This is a genomic window from Ruegeria sp. SAZA006, assembly GCF_059613465.1.
Genome location: NZ_JBXWSO010000004.1, coordinates 99,301 through 120,990 on the forward strand (window position 1 = coordinate 99,301; position 21,690 = coordinate 120,990).

Sequence of the window (21,690 nt, forward strand, 5' to 3'; positions counted from 1 at the left end):
TTCTCCCCCTGATAGCCTTTGTTATGCCGCTTCGGCGCTGTTGCTGCCGAGGCTGTGCAAGGATTGAGCAAGCTTTGCGATTTCGCGGCGAAGAGGGTTCTTGCCGGCCGAGCTGGCCAAAGGCAGACCATGGTCGCCGCTTTGCATGACCGGCTTGCCGCCATCCGGCAGCTGCAGGTCGATCGAGATTCCCAGGCTTTCACCCATGCGCTTGACGCGGCTTTTGCCGCTCAGGTCCGTGAACTTGGGTGCGCGGTTCAACGCAAAGCGAAGCTTGTTGAATGGCAATTCCTCGGCCTGAAGGGCGCGTTTCAGACGCAACGCGTTCTGAGCGGACCGCATATCCAGTTCGATCAGAGCAAAATAGACATGCGCGGCCTGCAAAACGGTCTCGGACCAGTGCACCAGCGTTTTCGGCATGTCGACCACGACATAGTCGTAGTGCTTGCGGGCCATGTCGATCACCCGCTGGATGTCTTCGTGCGTGAGAATATCCAGAGGCACCATGTCGGTCGGGGCCGTCAGAACATCCAGCTTTTCGTCGAATGTCTGCAGAGCCTGCCCAAACACTTCGTCATCCATGGCCACGGTGTCCGACAGCATTTCGAACACGGTTTCACGGCGGGGCAGGTCCAGATAGGTCGAGATGGTTCCGTATTGCAGATCCAGATCGATCAGGCAGACCTTGGGTGCATCCTTTTGCGATACGGTGGCCAATTCCCAAGCCAGGTTCACGGCCAGAGTCGTTGCACCGACGCCGCCGGCCAAGCCCTGAACAACAAACAAAGCGCCTTCTTTCGAAGCTCCTGAGGCCAGCGGGACGGATACCTGTTGCGGAGTCACGACAGGTTCGGGCGCATTCATGCGGTCGATCGCTTCCTGCAGTTCGTTCTCAGGAAGAGGGTAGGGGACGAATTCATCGGCCCCCTTGCGTAGCAACTGATGAAGAGCGGCGGGGGTCACGTCCTCGGCAATCAGGACAACTTTGATCTTCTTTTCCTTGGCCTGGGTGATGATCTCACCCATCAAGGTCAGATTATCCTCGTCCTCACCGTCGATCGCCAGGGCCACGAATTGAAGAGACTCGGCTTCGGGCTGGCTGAAAAAGGCAAGGGCCTCGGCAAAGCCAAGGTCACCCCAGCGCTCGCCCAAAGCGGCTTCCATGTCCTCGATCAACAGGTCGAAGTTCTGGACATCTCGGCTGATGGTACAGGCCAGAATGCCGGTGTCGTCGTTTTGCGGCGTTGCGCTCGTCATTAACACAATCCTCGTCGTGAGAGCGCAGCAAACGTCGATACAATACCAGTCCGTGTTTCAGCTTGCTGTCGCCCTAAGCGGTCAATTCTGGCCGCAGGTCACCCAATTGTTCACAATGTTGCGTGGAAGTGGGGCAAGAATTGGGCGCAAAAAAACCAATTGTAGGGAATTGGGCGACGATGCCGCCCAATTTCTGATTATTGTTCGCTGGTGTCGCCGATGGCCGTTTCGCGGCGCAGCTGGCTCTTGAATGTCGCGCTTTCGATGTACTCGCGATAAACGAAGTCAGCATACTTGCCGTCCAAGATGTTGGGATGGCGATCGACCAGACCCGACACCTCGGTAACGGTGCGGCGGTTGCGGCGATCCCGATTTGGCGTGGCCACCAGTGGCTGCGTTTTGCCATACGAAACAACAGCTTCCAGACGCGAGCGGGAAATACCCTGTTGCGCGAAGAAGTTGACGACCGCTTGCGCGCGGCGCAGACCCAGACTGTTGTTGTAGGACTGGGATCCGACGGCGTCGGTGTGGCCGTACACGCGGAAACGTGCTTCGGGGAACTGTTTGATCCAGTTCGCCTGATACAGCAGAATCTGGCGTGCTGCCGAATCCAGCTGCGCACTGTCGAAAGCAAAGTTGATCTGGGTCGGAACCTCGGCAGCGAATCGCTGCGCCAGGATCTGGCCATAGGTCAACTCGCCATTCATGACCTGGATGTTGTTCAGCGTTGCGTTGCCGAACGCGCCCTGGTCCACTTCATAGCCGGCCTCACGGGTACAGCTGGCGACAGCGACTGTAAGACCCAGTGTGATGATCCACTTCTGCATTGGTCTGTCCTCCCTATCAATCCAGGACGTAGCCGTAGGAATTGCCAAAGTCCTGCTTGGCGACTTCCGATGCGGCTCCATTACCAACCCGTTCCGTCCGGGCAGTTCTGCCGTTCATGAACAGGTCGAATTCGCTGGGCGGCTTCACGCGGTCGGTCGGCAGCGCCAGGGCTTCGCCACGGGTCGGGGAAACCAGATGCGCGGTGATGATGATCACCAGTTCGCTCTGCTCGCGCTGGTACTCCGCACTGCGGAACAATGCGCCCAGAACAGGTACGTCACCCAACCACGGGATTTGGTTGCTCAGGTCTGTGAAGTCGTCCTGAATCAGGCCGGCGATCGCAAAGCTCTCACCATCTCGCAGTTCGACCGTTGTGCTGGTCTGGCGCGTGATGAAGCTGGGGACTGTGTCACCGTTGATGGTGAAGTTCGAGCTGGTGTCGATGCTGGACACCGCTGCCGCCATCTCAAGGTTGATCAGGTCACCGTCGACGACGCGCGGAACGAAGTCGATCTCGACACCGAAAGCCTTGTATTCAATGGCAACCACGCCGTCATCCTGAGGAACCGGAATCGGCACTTCACCACCGGCGAGGAAGGTTGCTTCCTGCCCGGACAGCGCCGACAGGTTCGGCTCGGCCAGGCTTCGTGCCAAGCCTTTGGCTTCCAGCGCTTCCAGCAGTAGCCGGACTTGCGTGGAACCTGCGCCAAAGCCAAACAGAATTGCGCCGGTATTCGACTGAACCGCCGGGATGTTGTTGGCCAACGCGTTGCTCAGGGACAACTGGTTGTTCAGCGTGTTGATACCACCGGTCGCGTCACCGCCGGAAAAACCAAGCGAGGCGGACAGGTTCTTGGCGACCGACCGGTTCATCTCGGCAAAGCGGACCTTCAACATAACCTGCTGTACGCCGCCGACATTCATCAGGTTCGACACACGCTCGGGCGCATAGCGCTCGGCCAGTTCCAGAGCACGTGCCAATTTGGCTGCGCTGGAGACCGTGCCCGAGAGAACGATGCCGTCATTGGCGGTACGCACTTCGATTCGCTCATTTGGCAGAATCTGGCGCAGGCGCTCTTTGAATTCGGTCACATCGGGCGCAACGCGAACGCGGACGTTCGTGATCAGGTTTCCGGCGCCGTCAAACAGTGTCAGCGTCGTCATGCCTGGCGCTTTGCCCAAGACGTAAATTGTGCGGTCCGAAAGCGACGAGATGTCCGCAATCCCTGCATTCGCGATGCTGAGCTCTGCAAACGGCTGTTCGCTTTCAACCACGATGGCGCGGTTCATGGGCACATCCAGCGTTTCCGCCGTGCCCTTTTTGACCACGCGAAGATTTTGGGCCCAGGCGGAATCGCCGACCGGGCTCAGAACTAGGGCCAACCCCAAAAGGGTCGAACCAATCAAGGAACGTATTGTCATGTGACCTGCCTCTCCGATCACCACTCTATTTTTTGGGTCTTATGCCCTATGGTGACGAACTCTGCGCGAATTCCGGATTTATTGCAATAATCAAGGGTTTCTGGAATTTTCCTTATGTGGACAATGCGCAACAACCCAAACGAAACGAGCCGCGCATTATGCGCGGCTCGGGCATGGTAACGCTCTGAATGGGCGTCAGTTTGTGCAGGGGATCGGGGTCTCGACGATCTGGTCGCCGCGGCGAGTCCGGATGGTGCAGACTTTCTCGGCCTCTTTCTTCGGCGCGGGGGCTGCTTCTTCGATTCCCAACAGTTTGCGTTGGTCAACCTCGATCGCACTTGCGACGGTTTCATCCTGAACCCCGACCAACGCCAGAGACAGGCGTCCGGTGTTTTGCGCCTGCGCCAGGGCCGCGATCTGTTCCGGGGTGGCGGCGACGGTGACGGTCCGGGCAATGGTTGTGCCGGTGACATCCGATCCCGCCGTCTGATCGACGGCGATCAACTCGATATTGGTCTGGATCAAGCGGGTGATTTCCCCGTTTGCCCCTTCGACCGCGCTGCGCAGCGATCCGGTCCAATACACGTCAACAACGTCGCCGGGGCGAAGAAAGCCCGAAACGCCCGAGGCAACATCAACACTGATGGCGAACGCGCGCATACCTTTTTCGAGGCGCGAGGTCAGGCCGGCCAGCTCACCCGGACGGGTGATCTTGACCTCCATGATGGCCTCGTCCTTTTCCATGGTGCGCAGAACAAAGCGTTCATTGTTGCCGGTTTCCGGGAACAGGGCCGTCATATCGGTGAACGACCCTTCCGGAACAGCATTCTCAGGCCATTCCACGACGCGCACATCTTCCTGGGTCAAACGCTCACCGTATTTCAGAGGACGCTCAGAGACGATCACGCCGACGGTCGGAACGACGTCGACCTTGGCGTTGGCAAGGGCCTCTTCGGCCATCTGCCGTTCACGCGCCAGGGCGTTCTGATACTCGGCAATATAGTTGCGGGCCATATAGACCGCACCGCCAGCCAAGGCGACCCCGACGATCAGGACAAGACCAAATACAGCTCGCATGCGTATACCTCTTTATTGCTCTGGCCGGACCTGTATCGGTCCGGGCAGGACATTGAAACAGCATATTTCCTAAATCGGAATTGTGTCGAAATGTGGGACAAATGGATATTTTTCGTTGTTTTATTGGCACAGAACGTTGCGAACGAGCATCTCGTGACGTCGCGTCTGTTGTATCCCAACATGGGTTGTGCGGTGCGAAGAAGGCGGGGGGCAAACGCGAACAACCGCGCCCGGCTGGCGCGGTTGTCATGTGGCCGGTCGGCCAAGTTTCCGAAAATCAGTTGCCGCCGGATCCGTTCGATCCACCGGTGATGATCCCGCCAACGGTCGTGTTGCTGTCGCCGGTGCTGATGCTGATCGCCGAGTCGGATAGGGCCGCCTCGACATCGTCAGCCAAGCCCTCGGTCCCGCCTTGGATCAAAGCGTAGGCAATCGCTGCCAGGCCGGTGACGGCTGCGGTCAGGACCACCCAGTCGACAGTGATCGCACCGCTATCATCTTTTTTGAAGTTCCTGATGAACTTGATCATTTCGCGTCCCTCCTGACAGAGTGATTCCGCCCAGTTCCGGTTTCTGATGGCGACCAGAATTCTCGCGGGCACCTAAAAACTAATTATCAAAGACTTAAACGCGGTCTCCGTGGCGGAATTTGGGCCAAACGTGGGCCATGCTTGGCCTAGCGCCCGAAATTCGATGCGCAGCGTGTGTCTTGCTTCAAAGGAAAAGGCCGCGCCCTTGGGCGCGGCCTTGTATCCCGATTGGGATGAAGTCAGCTTAGTTGCTGCCAGCGGTGGTGATACCACCAGCTGCCGAGTTCGAACCGGTGCTGATCGTTGCGCTGGTCAGGGCGCTGGAAACGTCGGTTGCCAGGCCGGTCGCGCCGCCTTCGATCTGCTGGTAAGCAACGGCTGCCAGGCCAACAACGGCTGCGGTCAGAACGACCCAGTCAACAGTTACGGCGCCGTCTTCGTCTTTGCGGAAGTTCTTGATGAACTTGATCATGTTACGTCCCTCCTAAAGGATCAAAAAGTCAATAAAACCTCGGGGTCTTTCAGAGCTTCATCTCTCAGTCGGCTCATGACCGTCTCGGTATGGCACTATGTTTGCCCCTCGTGCGTGGCAGGAATTGGGCCAAACAACGAATTTTTTGCCTCAGGCTTAACTTTTTGGTCATTAATCTGGTAACTCATTGAAAGAAAGAATAAAAAATTTTCGACGCCAACCCGTCGCGCTGTTTCGGCGGTGCAAAATTGCGCCAAATGAGGCAAAACCGCCCCAATTCGCTTTGTTTTTCTGGCCTTGCGGGAAGATTCGCGTATCAAATCAACTCAAAAGAACAGATGAGGCAGGCAGAAATGGTTTTCCGGGACGCACTGACATGCGCCGGCGTTTTGGCGTTGCTGGTTGCCGTGGCGGCTCCGGCACCTGCCGCGGATATCGAGCCACGCGGCGTATACAAACGGATCAAGGCTCCCAAAGCGGGGGAACGCCCGCGAGTGACGGTTCAGATCAGTCCGCAAGAACACGCATCAGCACCTTCAGCGCCCAGCACGGGCCCCGATTTGGTCGTGCCCGATATCATAGCCCGGACCAAAGTCCCTCCGGCGGCCTTTCCGGACATAATGAACAAAAAGACCCCCGAGGGCGCGTACAAGGCGTTCTGGGACAAGGTATCGCCGGATATGACTCGAGCCGGCCCTGGCCGCCTTGATGAAGCCCTGCAGGCTCTGGCGGCGACCCAGATTTCATCTCCGCGGCTGCAGAACCTTCAGAAGATCGTCGAGCAGCGCGGGGTCGATATTCTCCGTACGACTGTAGGAACAAAAGTGTCGCCAGCGCTGGTCCTTGCGGTCATGTCCGTTGAATCAGGTGGTCGCCCTACTGCCGTCAGCTCGGCGGGAGCACAGGGTTTGATGCAACTGATGCCTGCCACGGCCAAGCGGTTCGGCGTGACCGACAGCATGTTGCCGGAACAGAATATCGCCGGCGGCGTGAAATACCTGGATTGGCTGATGGGTGAATTCAACGACGATCCGATTCTCGTCCTGGCGGGATACAACGCCGGTGAAGGCGCGGTGCGAAAGCACAATGGTGTTCCGCCTTATGCTGAAACGCGGGACTATGTCCCCAAGGTTCTTGCCGCCTTCCAGGTGGCCCGAGCGTTGTGCGCCACTCCGCCGATGCTGATTTCCGACGGGTGCGTCTTTCAGTCCATGAATTGAAAAAGGCCCGCCCAATGGCGGGCCTTGCGGTTTCTCCGTTTGCTCAGCAGTCAGCTGACGATGGTCGCCTCGGTCGCCGCGCGCATCTCTTCTTCGCTGACGCCATCGGCCAGTTCGACGATTTTCAGGCCGCCTTCGACGACGTCCAGCACGCCCAGGTTGGTGATGATGCGGTCAACCACGCCCTTGCCGGTCAGCGGCAGGGTGCATTCCTTCAGCACCTTGCTGTCGCCGTGCTTGTTTGTGTGGTCCATCACCACGATGACCCGTCCGACGCCGGCCACCAGGTCCATCGCGCCGCCCATGCCCTTGACCAGCTTGCCCGGTATCATCCAGTTGGCCAGATCGCCTTTCTCGTCGACCTCCATCGCGCCCAGGATCGCCGCCGCGATCTTGCCGCCGCGGATCATGGCAAAGGACGTGGCGCTGTCGAAATAGGCGGTGCGGGGCAGTTCGGTGATGGTCTGCTTGCCGGCGTTGATCAGGTCGGGGTCCTCTTCGCCCTCATAGGGGAAGGGGCCCATGCCCAGCATGCCGTTTTCCGATTGCAGGGTGATGTCCTTGTCACCCACATAGTTCGCCACCAGCGTCGGAATCCCGATGCCGAGGTTCACATACATGCCGTCTTCCAGTTCCTCGGCCGCGCGCGCGGCCATCTGATTGCGGTCCCAGGGCATTACGCTTCCTCCTTCTTGCGGGTGGTGCGCTGTTCGATGCGCTTCTCGTGCTGACCTTGGATGACCCGGTGCACATAGATGCCGGGCAGGTGGATGCAGTCAGGGTCCAGCGAGCCGCGCGGCACGATCTCTTCGACCTCGGCCACGCAGATCTTGCCGCAGGTCGCCGCCGGCACGTTGAAGTTGCGGGCGGTCTTGCGGAACACCAGGTTGCCGGTGTCGTCGGCTTTCCATGCCTTGACGATGGCCAGATCGGCAAAGATCCCTTCCTCGAGGATGTAGGTCTCGCCGTTGAACTCCTTGTGCTCCTTGCCCTCGGCGATCACGGTGCCGACGCCGGTCTTGGTGTAGAAGCCCGGGATGCCCGCGCCACCGGCGCGCATGCGCTCGGCCAGGGTACCTTGCGGGGTGAATTCCAGCTCAAGCTCGCCCGACAGGTACTGGCGCATGAACTCGGCGTTCTCGCCGACATACGAGCTGATCATCTTGTTGACCTGCCGCGTCTGCAGCAGGATGCCGATGCCGAAATCGTCGACGCCTGCGTTGTTCGAGGCAAAGGTCAGATCCTTCACGCCCGACTCCTTGATCGCCTGCAGTAGCAATTCGGGAATGCCGCACAGGCCGAACCCGCCGGCCGCGATCAGCATGCCATCCCGAAGTATCCCATCGAGGGCCTCGGTGGCATTGGCATAGACTTTCTTCATGGAAAACTCCCCCAATGACATGGTGATGGGCAGGTTGTGCCGCCACGTCATTGGGAAGTCAATGAAACCCGCAGGCGGGTGGTATTTCTACCTAACCACCCGTGGGGGCTTGGATCAGCCGGCTTTCTTCTTGGTGGCTTTCTTCTTGGGCGCGGCCTTTTTGCGGGTGCCTTTCTTGGCGGCCTTCTCATTGGCCAGCTCCACCGCCATTTCCAGCGTCACGTCTTCGGGCTTGATGTCCTTGGGCAGGGTCGCGTTGACCTTTTCCCACTTCACATAAGGCCCATAGCGCCCATCCAGAACCTGGATCGCGCCGCCATCGGGATGCTCGCCCAGTTCCTTCAGCGGTTTGGCCGCAGCCCGTCCGCGCCGCCCGGGATTGGCGCGCTTTTCCGCCAACAGTTCGACGGCGCGGTTCATGCCGATTTCGAACACGTCGTTGGGATCCTTGAGGTTGGCATAGACCGGCTTCCCCTCGTCCGGCAGCTGGTGCATGATATAGGGACCGAAGCGCCCGAAATTGGCGCTGATCACACCGCCCTCGGGGTGTTCGCCAATCTCGCGCGGCAGGCTCAGTAGGATCAGCGCCTTCTCAAGGTCCATGTCGTCCTTGCTCCAACCCTTGGGCAAAGAGGCGCGTGGCGGTTTCTTGTTCTCGGGCGTGGCTTCGCCGCGCTGGACATAGGGGCCGAACCGACCGGATTTCAACCAGATCTCATCCTCGCCATCCATGCCCAGCAGGCGTTCTTCGCCCTCGGCGCCTTCGCCAGCGATGGGGCGGGTATAGTTGCATTCCGGATAGTTCCCGCAGCCCACGAACCCGCCGGTCCGCGAGGTTTTCAGGTGCAGCCGTCCGACCCCGCATTTGGGGCAGATGCGCGGATCAGAGCCATCCTCGCGCGGGGGGTACAGCTGTGGGGCCAGCGCCTCGTCCAGCTTGTCGAGCACCTCCGAGATCCGCAGCTCGGACGTCTCGGCGATCGCGGCCGAGAAATCGCGCCAGAACTTGGAGAGCAGGTCCTTGTAGTCGCGGGCGCCGTCGCTCACCTCGTCCAGCTGTTCTTCGAGGTTGGCGGTGAATTCGTAACCCACGTACTGACGGAAGAAATTCAACAAGAAGATCGTGACGATCCGGCCCTTTTCCTCGGGGATCAGGCGGTTCTTGTCCTTGCGGACGTAACCGCGGTCCTGAATCGTGGTGACGATCGAGGCATAGGTCGAGGGTCGTCCGATGCCCAGCTCTTCCATCCGTTTGACCAGGGTCGCCTCGGTATAGCGCGGCGGCGGCTGGGTGTGGTGTTGCAGCGCCAGAACCGCCTGGTTGTCCGACAGGATGGCTTTCTTGTCCGCGCCGTCGGCGGTGGCCTTGTCAAACTGATCCTTCAGCGTGGTCTTGGCAAAGCGCGCCGGATCACCCTGCATGATCTGGGGCAAGCGTTTGTCATCCTCGTCCTCGACATCGTCGCGGCCTTCCTCGTAGACGCGCATGAAGCCGTCGAACAGCACGACCTGACCGGTGGCGCGCAGGCCCACCTGACCGTCATCGCTGCCGATTTCGACGGTGGTGCGTTCCAGCCGCGCGGCAGCCATCTGGCAGGCGATCGTGCGCTTCCAGATCAGATCGTACAGCTTGCGCTGATCGTCATCCGACAGTTTCAGGGCGGCCGCATCTTTGGTCATGTCCGTTGGCCGGATGCATTCGTGCGCTTCCTGCGCGTTCTTGGCCTTGTTCTTGTACATGCGCGGGCTATCCGGCACGTATTCGGCACCGAAACGGTCCTTGATCGCGTCCCGCGTGGCGGCGACGGCCTCGGGAGCCATGTCGATGCCGTCAGTTCGCATATATGTAATGTGCCCGGCCTCGTACAAACGCTGGGCCACCTGCATCGCGTGGCGGGCGCCCATGCCAAATTTGCGGCTGGCTTCCTGCTGCAGGGTCGAGGTCATGAACGGCGCGCTGGGATTGCGCGCGGCTGGCTTCGCTTCGACCGAGGTCACGCTCAGCGCGCGGCTGGTGATCGCCTGCACCGCCAGTTCAGCCTGAGTCGCGTTGGCGATGTCATGCTTATCCAGCTTTTTGCCGGCCAGCGTGACCAGTCGCGCCTCATAGGTCTGGCCGCGCGGTGTTTCGAACAGCGCTTTGACTGACCAATATTCCACGGGCTTGAACGCCTCGATCTCCATCTCGCGCTCGACGATCAGGCGCAGACAGACCGATTGCACGCGCCCGGCCGATTTCGCGCCGGGCAGTTTGCGCCACAGAACCGGCGACAGGTTGAAGCCGACCAGATAATCCAATGCGCGCCGGGCGAGGTACGCCTCGACCAGCGGCATGTCCACCTCGCGCGGGTTCTGCATCGCCTTGGTCACCGCATCCTTGGTGATGGCGTTGAAGGTCACCCGGCTGACGGCCGTATCCTTCTTGATCGAGCCGCGTTTGGTCAGCGCCTCCTGCAGGTGCCAACTGATCGCCTCGCCCTCGCGGTCGGGGTCGGTTGCCAGGATCAGCGCGTTGTCATCCTTGAGCGCGTCGGCGATGGCCTTGACGTGTTTGCGGCTGTCGGCTCCGACCTCCCAAGTCATCGAAAACTCGTGGTCGGGATCCACCGATCCATCCTTCGGAGGCAGGTCGCGAACATGTCCGTAAGAGGCCAGGACCGTGTAGTCGGGGCCAAGGTATTTATTGATCGTTTTTGCTTTGGCCGGGGATTCTACAACAACTACAGGCATTTAGTTAAAAACCTCGCTCGACGGATTGGGCGCCTTCTATGGCCGTGCAAAATGTGTAGGGCAAGATGGATTTGTCAATGCACAGTCTGAAAGGCCCGAAATCCGGCCAAATTGAGACGGTCTGCCCGGGTTGGAACCACCTCGGCAGATCACACGGCGAGGCTCAGCAACCCGCCCGGCTGGCGACGGATCAATCCATCCAGCTCCAGATCGATCAAAGCGGGGCCGATCACGCTGGCGGGCGCATCGACATCCCGGATCAACTGGTCCTCGGCCAAAGGCGAAGGCCCCAACCGTTCCAGGATTCGGGCGTGGAGCGTCTCGGGAGGAGTGATTGTCTGCGCGACGGGCGCCGTATCGGGGGCAAGATTGGGTGCGCTGCGCGGCTGCGGGGGCAGGGCGTCGATCACATCCTGCACGCAGCGCACCAGTGTGGCGCCTTCACGGATCAGAAGATTGCATCCGGCGGCGCGGGCGTCGAACGGATGGCCGGGCACGGCAAGAACCTCGCGTCCCTGATCCAGTGCGTCGCGCGCCGTGATGAGGCTGCCGGACTTGGCGGCAGCCTCGACGACCACGACGGCCTGAGACAGACCCGATATGATCCGGTTGCGGCGAGGAAAGTGGCGGGCCTGCGGGGTCACGCCCATTGGTTGTTCGGAGATGCGCAGCCCTTTGGTCGCGATGTTGCAGGCCAGTTCCTTGTTTTCCGCCGGATAGATGATGTCGACGCCACCGGCCATGACCGCAACGGTTCCCGTTTGCAGCGTGGCCAGATGCGCGGCGGTGTCAACACCGCGGGCCAAGCCGGAGACGACTACGTAGCCACTCTCACCCAGACCACCTGCCAGAGCCCGCGCCATCCTGGTTCCCAAGGACGAACAGTTGCGGGCGCCGACAAGCGAGATCATCGGGCGCTGAAGCACCGACACGTCGCCTACTGCCCAAAGCATAGGAGGGGCATCGTTCAGATCGGTCAGCGCGGTTGGATAGTCGGCGGCCCCAAGGCACAAAAGCCGCGCTTTTGCGGCTTTTGCGGCCTTGAGTTCCGCCTCGATGACGCCGGGCGGGCATATTTCATACCCTTCAATTCCGGCAGCGCGTGCCAATTCCGGCAACGCGGCCAGCGCATTCTGCGCCGAGCCATGTTCGTGCATCAGGCGCCGGAATGTTGCCGGGCCAACCTTGCGCGAGCGCAACAGGCGAAGCCAGGAAAACCGGTCCTCTTCCGTGGTGGGTGGGAGTGGGGGGTGATTGGAAGAAAGCTGCTCTTCGGTCATCCGTCGCTCCGCCTGATTGCAGAACTGGTTTACGGCGTGACGGGTTAACAGCTTGTGAATCGCAGAAAATTTTAGCGTGTTCCAGCGTGGGCTTCGCGAAATAGGCGCGCAAACATTTGAAAGTAATAACTTTTCTCAGATTGTCATTTTTGATGCGCTACGGTTCTTTCCCGCCGGGCCGGCAGCACGGATTAACCATGGTGCCGGCCGAAAGCGCGCGATTCGCATCAGGCGGCGGATCCTCCGACCGTCAGCCCCTCCATCAGCACCGTAGGCTGCCCCACACCCACAGGCACCCACTGACCGTCCTTGCCGCAGGTTCCCATGCCGGGATCCAGAGCCATGTCGTTGCCCAGGCCCCGGATACGTTTCAGCGCTGAAGGACCGTCGCCGATCAGCGTTGCGCCCTTGACCGGCGCGCCGATCTTGCCGTTCACGACCCGGTAGGCCTCGGTACAGCTGAACACGAATTTGCCGTTGGTGATGTCGACCTGGCCGCCGCCGAAACCTACGGCCCAGATGCCATCCTTGATTTCGGCAACAAGGTCCGCCGGGTTAGCATCGCCGCCCAGCATGATCGTGTTGGTCATGCGCGGCATAGGTTTGTGCGCATAGCTTTGCCGCCGCCCGTTACCGGTGGGGGATACTCCCATCAGGCGCGCATTCTGGCGGTCCTGCATGTAGCCGGTCAGGATGCCGTCTTCGATCAGCACGGTGCGCGAGCTGGGCGTTCCCTCGTCATCCACGGTGATCGATCCGCGACGATCCGGGATCGTTCCGTCATCCACCACGGTCACGCCCTTGGAGGCGATCCGCTGCCCCATCAGCCCGGCAAAGGCCGAACTCCCCTTGCGGTTAAAGTCTCCTTCCAAGCCATGCCCGATGGCCTCGTGCAGCAAAATGCCGGGCCAGCCGGGGCCCAGTGCAACTTCCATCACGCCGGCCGGAGCGGGAACGGCATCAAGGTTGACCAAAGCAATGCGCAGCGCCTCTCGGACCTTATCCTGCCAATCGGACGGGTCAATCAGGCCGTCCAGACCAACGCGGCCGCCACCGCCGGCCGATCCGCTTTCGCGTCGGCCGTTCTGTTCGACGATGACCGACACGTTCAGGCGGGTCATCGGACGAACGTCGCGTACCATGGTGCCATCGGGGCGGAGGATCTCGACCTCTTGCACGGACGCGGCGATCACGGCGCTGACCTGGACCACCCTGGGGTCCAGATCGCGCGCAAATCCGTCGATTTCGCGCAGAGTCTCGACCTTGACCGGGAAGCTGGCGGATTCGATCGGGTCTGCATCCGTATAAAGCTGCTTGTTTGTGCGCCTTGGCGCGTCGGCCAAAGTGCCGCCGCCGTCACCAACCGCCAGCCGGGCGGTTTCCGCAGCACGTTTCAGCGAGGGCATTGATACATCGGTCGAGTGGGCATAACCGGCCACATCACCCTGCACGGCACGCAGCCCGAATCCCTCGGAGGCATCGTAGGATGCGGTGCGCAGGCGCCCATCGTCAAAGGCAAGTGTTTCGGATTTCCGACGCTCTACAAATAGCTCGCCGTCTTCGGCCCCGGCGGTGGCCGAGCGCAGTACGGCCAGTGCCTCGTCATGCGGCAATGCGGTCTCGAACGGGCGAAACGGGGCTTGAGTCATGGGTTGCGGCCTTTCGCGTTTGATCCAGATCAAAAATAGCGTCTGTTTGACGCAAGCATTTTGCTTTATCTACCTCCCGGAATATGGTTTTTAACGCGGCCAAAGACAACGGGAGAGGTGTGACCGATTCACACCTGTTCGCCAGAGACGCAAAGATCAAACGATCAGGACAGAAAATGAAGAATGCTTTGATGCTTTCGGGGGTGTTCGCAGCCCTCTCCAGCCTTCCCGCCATGGCTCAGGATCTTGAGATTATCGGCAAGCCGGTCGACGGCGGCATGGGTTTCCAGCCGGCGGCCACCAGCCTGGCCGAAGGGATTCACCGCCTTGATGGTATGATTCTGGTTATCATCACCGCGATCTGTCTGCTGGTCGCAGGCCTGCTGGTATACTGCATCGTGCGCTACAACCAGCGTGTAAACCCGACCCCGGCGCGGTTCTCGCACTACACCCCGGTCGAGATCGCCTGGACCATCGGCCCGATCCTGATCCTGGTCTTCATCGGTGCGTTCTCGCTGCCGGTGCTGTTCAAGCAGCAGGAAATCCCCGAGGGTGATGTCGTCATCAAGGTGATCGGCAACCAGTGGTACTGGACCTATGAATATGTTGATCACGACTTTGCGTTCGACAGCTATCTGCTGGGTCACCCTGCCACTCTGGACGAGGGTGCACGCCCCGCCGATGCGGATGTAACCCCGTTCGTTCTGGACGATGCGATGCGCGCCAAGCTGGCCGATGCCGGCTACAGCGAGGATGAGTGGCTGCTGGCCACCGACACAGCTGTCGTGGTTCCCGTCAACAAGGTGGTTGTGATGCAGGTCACCGCGGCTGACGTGATCCACTCGTGGACGATCCCCGCGTTTGGCGTCAAGCAGGACGGCGTTCCCGGCCGTCTGGCCGAGCTGTGGTTCCAGGCCGACAAGGAAGGCATCTACTTTGGCCAGTGCTCCGAGCTGTGCGGCAAGGACCACGCCTACATGCCGATCACTGTCAAAGTCGTCAGCGAAGAAGCCTACCAGGAATGGCTGCAGGGCGCGTTGGACGAATACGCTGGCCAGCCGGCGTCGTTCCAGATCGCCTCGAACTGACGATCCCGGGGCCTGAGGCCCGATCGAAACCAAAGACAGGCTGCGCGGGTATCGCGCAGCTTTCGCACCACAAGGACCTGACATGACCGACGCGAGCATCAATGCCAGCACACTTGCCGCACAATCCCGTGCGGACGAGGCCGGCTTTGGCGACTATTTCGCCCTGCTCAAGCCGCGGGTGATGTCGCTAGTCGTGTTCACCGCGTTGGTGGGTCTGCTGGCCGCCCCTGTGCCGGTACATCCGTTCGTCGGCTTCTGCGCCATACTGTTCATCGCCATCGGCGGTGGCGCCTCGGGCGCGCTGAACATGTGGTGGGACGCGGATATCGACAAGGTGATGAAGCGCACCAAGGGCCGTCCGATCCCGTCGGGCAAGGTTGAGCCCGGCGAGGCGATGGCACTGGGCCTGGCCCTGTCGGGTCTGTCGGTGATCATGCTGGGCTTGGCGACCAACTGGTTCGCGGGCGCGTTTCTGGCCTTTACCATCTTTTTCTATGTCGTGATCTACACGATGTGGCTCAAGCGCCTGACGCCGCAGAACATCGTGATCGGCGGCGCTGCGGGCGCCTTCCCGCCGGTAATCGGCTGGGTTGCTGCCACGGGTTCGATGACGCTCGAGCCGTGGCTGATGTTTGCTCTGACCTTCATGTGGACCCCGCCGCATTTCTGGGCGCTGGCGCTGTTCATGCGCTCGGATTATGACGACGCGGGCGTGCCAATGCTGACCGTAACGCATGGACGCCGCGCCACGCGGACCCATATTCTGGTCTATACCGCATTGCTGGCTCTGCTGGCCGTGGGCACCGCGTTCTCGGGTATCGGTGGGCCGATTTACCTGGCTGTGGCCGTGGTGTTGAACGCTCTGTTCCTGCGGGGGGCATGGGCCATCTCGCGCCGCACCGAGGACGACGCGGAGGCGGACAATTTCAAGGTTGAGCGCAGCTTTTTCAAGCTGTCGCTGCTGTACCTGTTCCTGCATTTTGGCGCGATCCTCGCCGAGGCGCTGCTGAAACCCTACGGGTTGGGAGGCTGGTCATGAGCCTGCGCAAAAGCCATGAACTGCACCAGCGTCGTTTTGGCCGCAACCTGGGTGTTGGGCTGACTCTGGCGGCGTTCATCGTGATTATTTTCGGCCTGACCATCGTAAAGGTCTCGGGCAGCGATTTCGGCGTGCCCAGCGAGGAGGTTCAGAACTGATGGCTTTGAGCGGACCGCAGAAGACCGTCGCGCAGACCGTTGGTCTGGTTGTTCTGATGGGCAGCCTGGCCTGGGCGGCCGTACCGTTCTACGACTGGTTCTGCCGGGTCACCGGGTTCGGGGGCACCACCGGCGTGGCCGAGGCCACGCCCGACGATATCCTCGACCGGGTGGTGACCATTCGCTTCGACGCGTCCAAGGCCAAAGACATGCCGTGGGAGTTCAAACCCGTCGAGCGCGAGATGAAGGTACGCATCGGCGAGACCGGTCTGGCCTTCTACGAAGCATACAACCCGACGGACAAGCCGGTTGCGGGGCAGGCGTCGTACAACGTGACGCCCTATTCCGCCGGCGGATACTTCCAGAAGATCGCCTGTTTCTGCTTTGAAGAGCAGGTTCTGGAGCCTGGCGAGCGGGTCGAGATGCCCGTAACTTTCTTCGTCGACCCCGAAATGGTGGAAGACCCCGAAGCACAGTATGTTCATACGATCACGCTGTCGTATACATTCTATGAAATAGACCTGCCCGAGGGCTATGCCGCCCTGGATGCGCAGGCAGAAACAAACACGAACTAACGCCTGTAGGTGAGGGACGCTGATGGCACACGCAAAAAACCACGATTACCACATTCTGGCACCTTCGATCTGGCCGCTGATCGGCGCGATCGGTGGCTTCGTCATGCTGTTCGGAGCCGTCTTGTGGATGCACGGCATGACCTCCTTCGTGTTCTGGGGTGGTCTTGTGGCGGTACTCTACACGATGTTTGCCTGGTGGTCCGAGGTCGTGGCCGAAAGCCGCGCGGGTGATCACACTCCGGTCGTCCGGATCGGACTGCGCTACGGGTTCATCCTGTTCGTCATGTCCGAGGTGATGTTCTTCTTTGCCTGGTTCTGGTCGTTCTTCAAACATCGCATGTATCCGATGTACGACTATGCCGGTACCGAATACATCCAGCCTGACATCCACGCGGTGGACCCGTTCCACCTGCCGCTGATCAACACTCTGGTTCTGTTGCTATCGGGCTGTGCGATCACTTGGGCGCACCACGCGCTGGTCCACGACAACGACCGCAAGGCGCTGATTCAGGGTCTCGCGATCGGTATCGTCCTGGGTATCGCCTTCACCTTCCTGCAGGCCTTCGAATACTACGAACTGCTGGCCCACGAAGGGTGGGAGTTCGGCGGCGATCAGTTCTACTCGAACTTCTTCATGGCAACCGGCTTCCACGGCGCACATGTGATCATCGGCACCATCTTTCTGACGGTCTGTCTGATCCGCGCGCTGCGTGGCGACTTTACCCCGGAGAAACACGTCGGGTTCGAGGCGGCCGCATGGTACTGGCACTTTGTCGACGTTGTCTGGTTGTTCCTGTTCTTCGCCGTTTACATTTGGGGTCAGGCACCTCTGATGTGACGTCGCGCAAGGCTGTCGAATTGCAAAAGCCGCCCTTCTGGGCGGCTTTTTCTCGATCAGGTGCGCAAGGGATTGCGCCCCTTACAATTGCAAGGTTGCATTTCCTTGCGCACAGACCGTAACAAGACGCCGGCTTGACCCCGAGCCGCTATGACACGCAACAAGGGCCAGACATGCGCCGCATCCTGTTTCTGCTGATTTTCGGGCTCGCCGGGCTGGCGGTTCTTGTGTCTCTGGGCACTTGGCAGGTTCAGCGTCTGGCGTGGAAAGAGGGCATTCTTGCCGATATCGAAGCCCGGATCGCCGCCGATCCGGTGCCGCTGCCCGAGGCGGTCGATCCCGAAGCCGACCGCTATCTGCCCGTAGAGGTATCGGGCGAGATGCTGCCCGGCGAAATCCATGTGCTGGTTTCGGTCAAACAGGTCGGGCCGGGCTATCGGATCATAGCGCCTTTCCGAACCGGTGATAGTACGATCCTGGTGGATCGGGGTTTTGTGCCCACAACGGCCAAGCAGGCCGAACGCCAGATCGGCCCCACGCAGGTTGTCGGAAATCTGCATTGGCCCGATGAGATCGACGGCTATACCCCCGATCCGGACCGGGCGGGCAACATCTGGTTTGCCCGCGATGTACCCGCGCTGGCCGATGCGCTTGGGGCCGAGCCGATCCTTCTGGTTGCCCGCAGCCAGACCGATCCCGCCATCACGCCGCTGCCGGTGGATACGGCGGGTATTCCCAATGACCATCTGCAATACGCGGTGACATGGTTCGGCCTGGCGCTGGTCTGGGCCGCAATGACCGGATATTTCCTGTGGCGCGGCCGCGCCCCATCAGAAAGTGACGCGCAATGAAATATATCTCGACCCGCGGGCAGGCGCCCGAACTGAGCTTTGAAGAGGCGATGCTGACCGGTCTTGCCCGCGACGGCGGCCTGTACCTGCCTGCCGAGATCCCGGTTCTGAGCCAGGACGAGATCGCCGCGATGGCCGGGCTGCCCTATGAAGAGATCGCGTTCCGCGTTATGTGGCCCTATGTCAGCGGCTCGTTCGCCGGGGACGAATTCAAAGAGATCATTGCCCGCGCCTATGCCGGGTTCGGTCATGATGCCCGCGCGCCGTTGAAGCAGCTGAACGAGAACCACTTTCTGCTGGAGCTGTTCCACGGGCCCACGCTGGCCTTCAAGGATTTCGCCATGCAACTGATCGGTCAGCTGTTTCAGGTGGCGCTGAAGCGGCGGGGTGAGCGTGTGACCATCGTGGGCGCCACCAGCGGCGATACCGGATCAGCCGCGATCGAGGCGTTCCGGGGGCTGGATGCGGTCGATGTGTTCATCCTGTTCCCGCATGGTCGCGTGTCCGAGGTGCAGCGCCGGCAGATGACCACACCCGCCGACAGCAACGTGCACGCGCTGGCCGTCGATGGCGATTTCGACGACTGTCAGGCCGCCGTGAAGGACATGTTCAACGATTTCGACTTCCGCGACGGGGTCAAGCTGGCGGGGGTAAACTCGATCAACTTTGCCCGCGTGCTGGCTCAGGTGGTCTATTATTACTCGGCCGCGACCAGCCTGGGCGCGCCGCACCGCAAGGTCAGCTTCACTGTACCCACCGGCAATTTCGGCGACATCTTCGCCGGCTACATCGCCAAGCGGATGGGTCTGCCCATCGACCGTCTGGTGGTGGCGACCAACCAAAACGACATCCTGCATCGCTGCTTGTCGGGGCAGGGCTACTTCAAGGGCGACACCATCCCCTCGATCAGCCCGTCGATGGACATTCAGGTCAGCTCGAACTTTGAACGCGCGCTGTACTATGCCTATGGCGAGGACGGGCGGGCCGTGGCGCAGTTGATGGACGAGCTGAAACAGGGCGGCTTCCACGTCAGCCAAGGCGCGATGGAGGCCCTGCGCGAAAGTTTCGACTCGGGCCGTGTGTCCGAAGAGGAAACCCTCGCCACGATCAAATCCACGCTGGAACACAGCGCCGAGCTGGTCTGCCCGCACACTGCCGTGGGCATCAAGGTGGCCGAGGACACCCGCGCCGCCGATGTGCCGATGGTTACGCTGGCCACTGCGCACCCGGCGAAATTCCCCGCCGCGGTCGAGCAGGCCAGCGGTGTGCATCCGCCTCTTCCCTCGCGCATGTCCGATCTGTATGAACGTCCGGAACGGGTGACCCGCATCGCCAACGATCTGGGCGCCATCGAGGATCATATCAAAAGGCACATTGCTGAGTGACTGTCAGACTGGACCAACTAACGAACGGCTTTCGGATCGTCAGCGAGCAGATGCCGGGGCTGCAATCGGCCGCCATCGGAATCTGGGTGACCGCCGGCGGGCGGCACGAGCGGATCGAACAGAACGGCATCGCGCATTTCCTCGAGCACATGGCCTTCAAGGGCACCGAGCGGCGCTCGGCCCTGCAGATCGCCGAGGCGATCGAGGATGTGGGGGGATATATCAACGCCTATACCTCGCGCGAGGTGACGGCCTATTACGCCCGGGTGCTGAAGGATGACGTGGCACTGGCGATGGACGTGATCGGCGACATCGTTCTGAACCCCGTCTTCGATCCGCGCGAAATCGAAGTCGAGCGCGGCGTGATCCTGCAGGAAATCGGCCAGGCGCATGACACGCCCGATGACGTGATCTTTGACTGGCTGCAGGAACAGAGCTATCACGACCAACCGCTGGGCCGCCCCATCCTTGGCCCATCCGAACGGGTCAGCGCCTTTTCGCGCGACGACCTGTCGGCCTTCGTGGCCGAGCATTATGCGCCCGACCAGATGATCCTGTCGGCGGCAGGTGCCGTCGATCATGACCAGTTGATGAAGCTGGCAGAAGAGATGTTCGGCCATCTGCAACCCCGCAAGGGGCTGCTGCCGGAACCCGCCCGGTTTACCGGCGGCGAGGCGCGGCGGGACAAGGCGCTGGAGCAGGCGCATTTCGCACTGGCGCTGGAAAGCCCGGGCTATCGCGATGACGAGATCTATACCGCGCAGATCTATTCGACCGCGCTGGGTGGCGGCATGTCCTCGCGCCTGTTCCAGGAAGTGCGCGAGACCCGCGGGCTGTGCTATACGATCTTTGCCCAGACCGGCGCCTATGCCGACACGGGAACGACCACGATCTATGCCGGCACCTCGGCCGATCAGGTGGGCGAACTGGCCACCATCACCATCGACGAGATGAAGCGTGCCGCCGAGGACATGAGCCCCGAGGAGGTTGCCCGGGCCCGGGCGCAGATGAAGGCTGGGATGCTGATGGGGCTGGAAAGCCCCTCGAACCGGGCCGAGCGTCTGGCCCGGCTGGTGCAGATCTGGGGCCGTGTTCCGCCGCTCGAGGAAACAGTGGCCAAGATCGACGCGGTCAGCACCGCCGACGTCCGCGCCTTTGCCGAAAAGATGGCGGTTCAGGCCCCGGCGGCGCTGGCGCTTTACGGGCCTGTGGGGGGTGCGCCGACACTGGAGAGGCTGCAGGAGAGGCGCGCGGCGTGATGCTGTTGGGCAGACGCAGGCTGAAACTCGAGACCGAGCGGTTGAGCTTGCGCCCGCCCGTGCATTCCGACTTCAACGACTGGGCCGCGCTGCGGCTGGCCTCGCGCGAGTATCTGACCCCGTGGGAGCCGATCTGGGCCAAGGACCATCTGACCCGCAAATCCTTCACCAACCGTGTCTACTGGGCGCAACGCTCGGTGGCCAATGGCACGGCGGTTCCGCTGTTCCTGTTCCGCAGAACCGATGACATGCTGGTGGGCGCCATCACGCTGGACAACATCCGCCGGGGGCCGGCGCAGGCCGGAACGCTGGGCTATTGGACCGGGCAGGCCTTTGCCCGGCAGGGTTACATGCGCGAGGCCATCGGCGCCGTGGTGCATTACGCCTTTACCCGCCTGGATCTGAGCCGGATCGAGGCCGCCTGTCTGCCGGAAAACGCCGCCTCTCGCGGGCTATTGGAAAGTTCGGGGTTCAAATACGAGGGCGTGGCGCAATCCTATCTGCAGATCAACGGGCGGTGGCGGACGCATGTGCTCTATGCGTCGCTGCGCTCGGACCGGCGCGGGCGGACGGACGCGGGCTAGGGCGCCCGTTCGGCCCTGATCCGGGCGGGCCTGTTTCCGAAATCTAGGCCCCGTGACGTGACTCGAGG

General features: G+C 61.1%; 21 protein-coding genes. 10 read left to right on the top strand and 11 right to left on the bottom strand.

Features of this window, described 5'->3' with window-relative positions:
- Positions 1–21: 21 nt before the first annotated feature.
- The 6 genes from AC2FNZ_RS03145 to AC2FNZ_RS03170 form a co-directional block, all read right to left on the bottom strand.
- Complete coding sequence (locus AC2FNZ_RS03145; RefSeq protein ID WP_093962757.1) at positions 22–1,257, bottom strand: CpaE/TadZ family protein; 1,236 nt, start codon at positions 1,255–1,257, stop codon at positions 22–24.
- 197 nt (positions 1,258–1,454) lie between these two features.
- The gene (locus tag AC2FNZ_RS03150; RefSeq protein WP_093962756.1) at positions 1,455–2,084 is read right to left on the bottom strand and encodes an OmpA family protein; all 630 of its coding nucleotides are present in this window, start codon (positions 2,082–2,084) and stop codon (positions 1,455–1,457) included.
- A gap of 16 nt (positions 2,085–2,100) precedes the next feature.
- Entirely contained in the window at positions 2,101–3,507 is a 1,407-nt protein-coding gene (locus AC2FNZ_RS03155; RefSeq protein ID WP_093963039.1) for a type II and III secretion system protein family protein, read from the bottom strand.
- A gap of 195 nt (positions 3,508–3,702) precedes the next feature.
- Positions 3,703–4,584, bottom strand: coding sequence for a Flp pilus assembly protein CpaB (gene cpaB, locus AC2FNZ_RS03160; RefSeq protein ID WP_093962755.1), 882 nt, complete (start codon positions 4,582–4,584; stop codon positions 3,703–3,705).
- Positions 4,585–4,861: 277 nt separating this feature from the next.
- Positions 4,862–5,113: a hypothetical protein gene (locus AC2FNZ_RS03165; RefSeq protein WP_093962754.1), complete on the bottom strand. Its 252-nt coding sequence runs from the start codon at positions 5,111–5,113 to the stop codon at positions 4,862–4,864.
- 244 nt (positions 5,114–5,357) lie between these two features.
- Positions 5,358–5,585, bottom strand: coding sequence for a Flp family type IVb pilin (locus AC2FNZ_RS03170; protein ID WP_093962753.1), 228 nt, complete (start codon positions 5,583–5,585; stop codon positions 5,358–5,360).
- Between the two features lie 353 nt (positions 5,586–5,938).
- Here AC2FNZ_RS03170 and AC2FNZ_RS03175 point away from each other — a divergent pair, with 353 nt between their 5' ends.
- Complete coding sequence (locus AC2FNZ_RS03175; protein ID WP_170339382.1) at positions 5,939–6,805, top strand: lytic transglycosylase domain-containing protein; 867 nt, start codon at positions 5,939–5,941, stop codon at positions 6,803–6,805.
- A gap of 50 nt (positions 6,806–6,855) precedes the next feature.
- Here the strand turns inward: AC2FNZ_RS03175 and AC2FNZ_RS03180 are convergent, their stop codons facing one another.
- From AC2FNZ_RS03180 to tldD, 5 genes are all read right to left on the bottom strand, one after another.
- Complete coding sequence (locus AC2FNZ_RS03180; protein WP_170337532.1) at positions 6,856–7,482, bottom strand: CoA transferase subunit B; 627 nt, start codon at positions 7,480–7,482, stop codon at positions 6,856–6,858.
- Positions 7,482–8,186 (bottom strand): CoA transferase subunit A, encoded by a 705-nt coding sequence (locus AC2FNZ_RS03185; RefSeq protein WP_170435296.1) that lies wholly within the window; start codon positions 8,184–8,186, stop codon positions 7,482–7,484. Before AC2FNZ_RS03185 ends, AC2FNZ_RS03180 begins: the two co-directional genes overlap by 1 nt.
- A gap of 114 nt (positions 8,187–8,300) precedes the next feature.
- On the bottom strand, positions 8,301–10,916 hold the full coding sequence (topA, locus tag AC2FNZ_RS03190) for a type I DNA topoisomerase (protein ID WP_496839515.1): 2,616 nt from the start codon (positions 10,914–10,916) through the stop codon (positions 8,301–8,303).
- Between the two features lie 149 nt (positions 10,917–11,065).
- Complete coding sequence (dprA, locus tag AC2FNZ_RS03195; protein ID WP_496839516.1) at positions 11,066–12,196, bottom strand: DNA-processing protein DprA; 1,131 nt, start codon at positions 12,194–12,196, stop codon at positions 11,066–11,068.
- A 227-nt stretch (positions 12,197–12,423) separates the two neighbouring features.
- Entirely contained in the window at positions 12,424–13,845 is a 1,422-nt protein-coding gene (gene tldD / locus AC2FNZ_RS03200) for a metalloprotease TldD (RefSeq protein ID WP_093963036.1), read from the bottom strand.
- A gap of 176 nt (positions 13,846–14,021) precedes the next feature.
- Between tldD and coxB the strand changes: the two genes are divergently transcribed.
- The 9 genes from coxB to AC2FNZ_RS03245 all read left to right on the top strand — a co-directional run bounded on the left by coxB (position 14,022) and on the right by AC2FNZ_RS03245 (position 21,622).
- Complete coding sequence (coxB, locus tag AC2FNZ_RS03205; protein ID WP_170368823.1) at positions 14,022–14,933, top strand: cytochrome c oxidase subunit II; 912 nt, start codon at positions 14,022–14,024, stop codon at positions 14,931–14,933.
- A gap of 82 nt (positions 14,934–15,015) precedes the next feature.
- A complete protein-coding gene (gene cyoE, locus AC2FNZ_RS03210) occupies positions 15,016–15,972 on the top strand; it encodes a heme o synthase (protein ID WP_093962749.1) in 957 nt (318 codons plus the stop codon).
- Positions 15,969–16,130 (top strand): cytochrome c oxidase system small membrane protein, encoded by a 162-nt coding sequence (locus tag AC2FNZ_RS03215; protein ID WP_170337538.1) that lies wholly within the window; start codon positions 15,969–15,971, stop codon positions 16,128–16,130. The genes cyoE and AC2FNZ_RS03215 overlap by 4 nt, the downstream gene beginning before the upstream one ends.
- The gene (locus AC2FNZ_RS03220) at positions 16,130–16,705 is read left to right on the top strand and encodes a cytochrome c oxidase assembly protein (RefSeq protein ID WP_170362951.1); all 576 of its coding nucleotides are present in this window, start codon (positions 16,130–16,132) and stop codon (positions 16,703–16,705) included. The genes AC2FNZ_RS03215 and AC2FNZ_RS03220 overlap by 1 nt, the downstream gene beginning before the upstream one ends.
- 22 nt (positions 16,706–16,727) lie before the next feature.
- Positions 16,728–17,543, top strand: a complete 816-nt coding sequence (locus AC2FNZ_RS03225) for a cytochrome c oxidase subunit 3 (RefSeq protein WP_093962747.1) — start codon at positions 16,728–16,730, stop codon at positions 17,541–17,543.
- A 173-nt stretch (positions 17,544–17,716) separates the two neighbouring features.
- Positions 17,717–18,394 carry an SURF1 family protein gene (locus AC2FNZ_RS03230; RefSeq protein WP_496839907.1) on the top strand — a complete coding sequence of 226 codons (678 nt, stop codon included), beginning with the start codon at positions 17,717–17,719 and terminating at the stop codon, positions 18,392–18,394.
- Positions 18,391–19,779, top strand: coding sequence for a threonine synthase (thrC, locus tag AC2FNZ_RS03235; protein WP_496839517.1), 1,389 nt, complete (start codon positions 18,391–18,393; stop codon positions 19,777–19,779). Before AC2FNZ_RS03230 ends, thrC begins: the two co-directional genes overlap by 4 nt.
- On the top strand, positions 19,776–21,038 hold the full coding sequence (locus AC2FNZ_RS03240; protein WP_093962744.1) for a M16 family metallopeptidase: 1,263 nt from the start codon (positions 19,776–19,778) through the stop codon (positions 21,036–21,038). Before thrC ends, AC2FNZ_RS03240 begins: the two co-directional genes overlap by 4 nt.
- Positions 21,038–21,622, top strand: coding sequence for a GNAT family N-acetyltransferase (locus AC2FNZ_RS03245; RefSeq protein ID WP_093962743.1), 585 nt, complete (start codon positions 21,038–21,040; stop codon positions 21,620–21,622). Before AC2FNZ_RS03240 ends, AC2FNZ_RS03245 begins: the two co-directional genes overlap by 1 nt.
- The last annotated feature ends 68 nt before the right edge of the window (positions 21,623–21,690 follow it).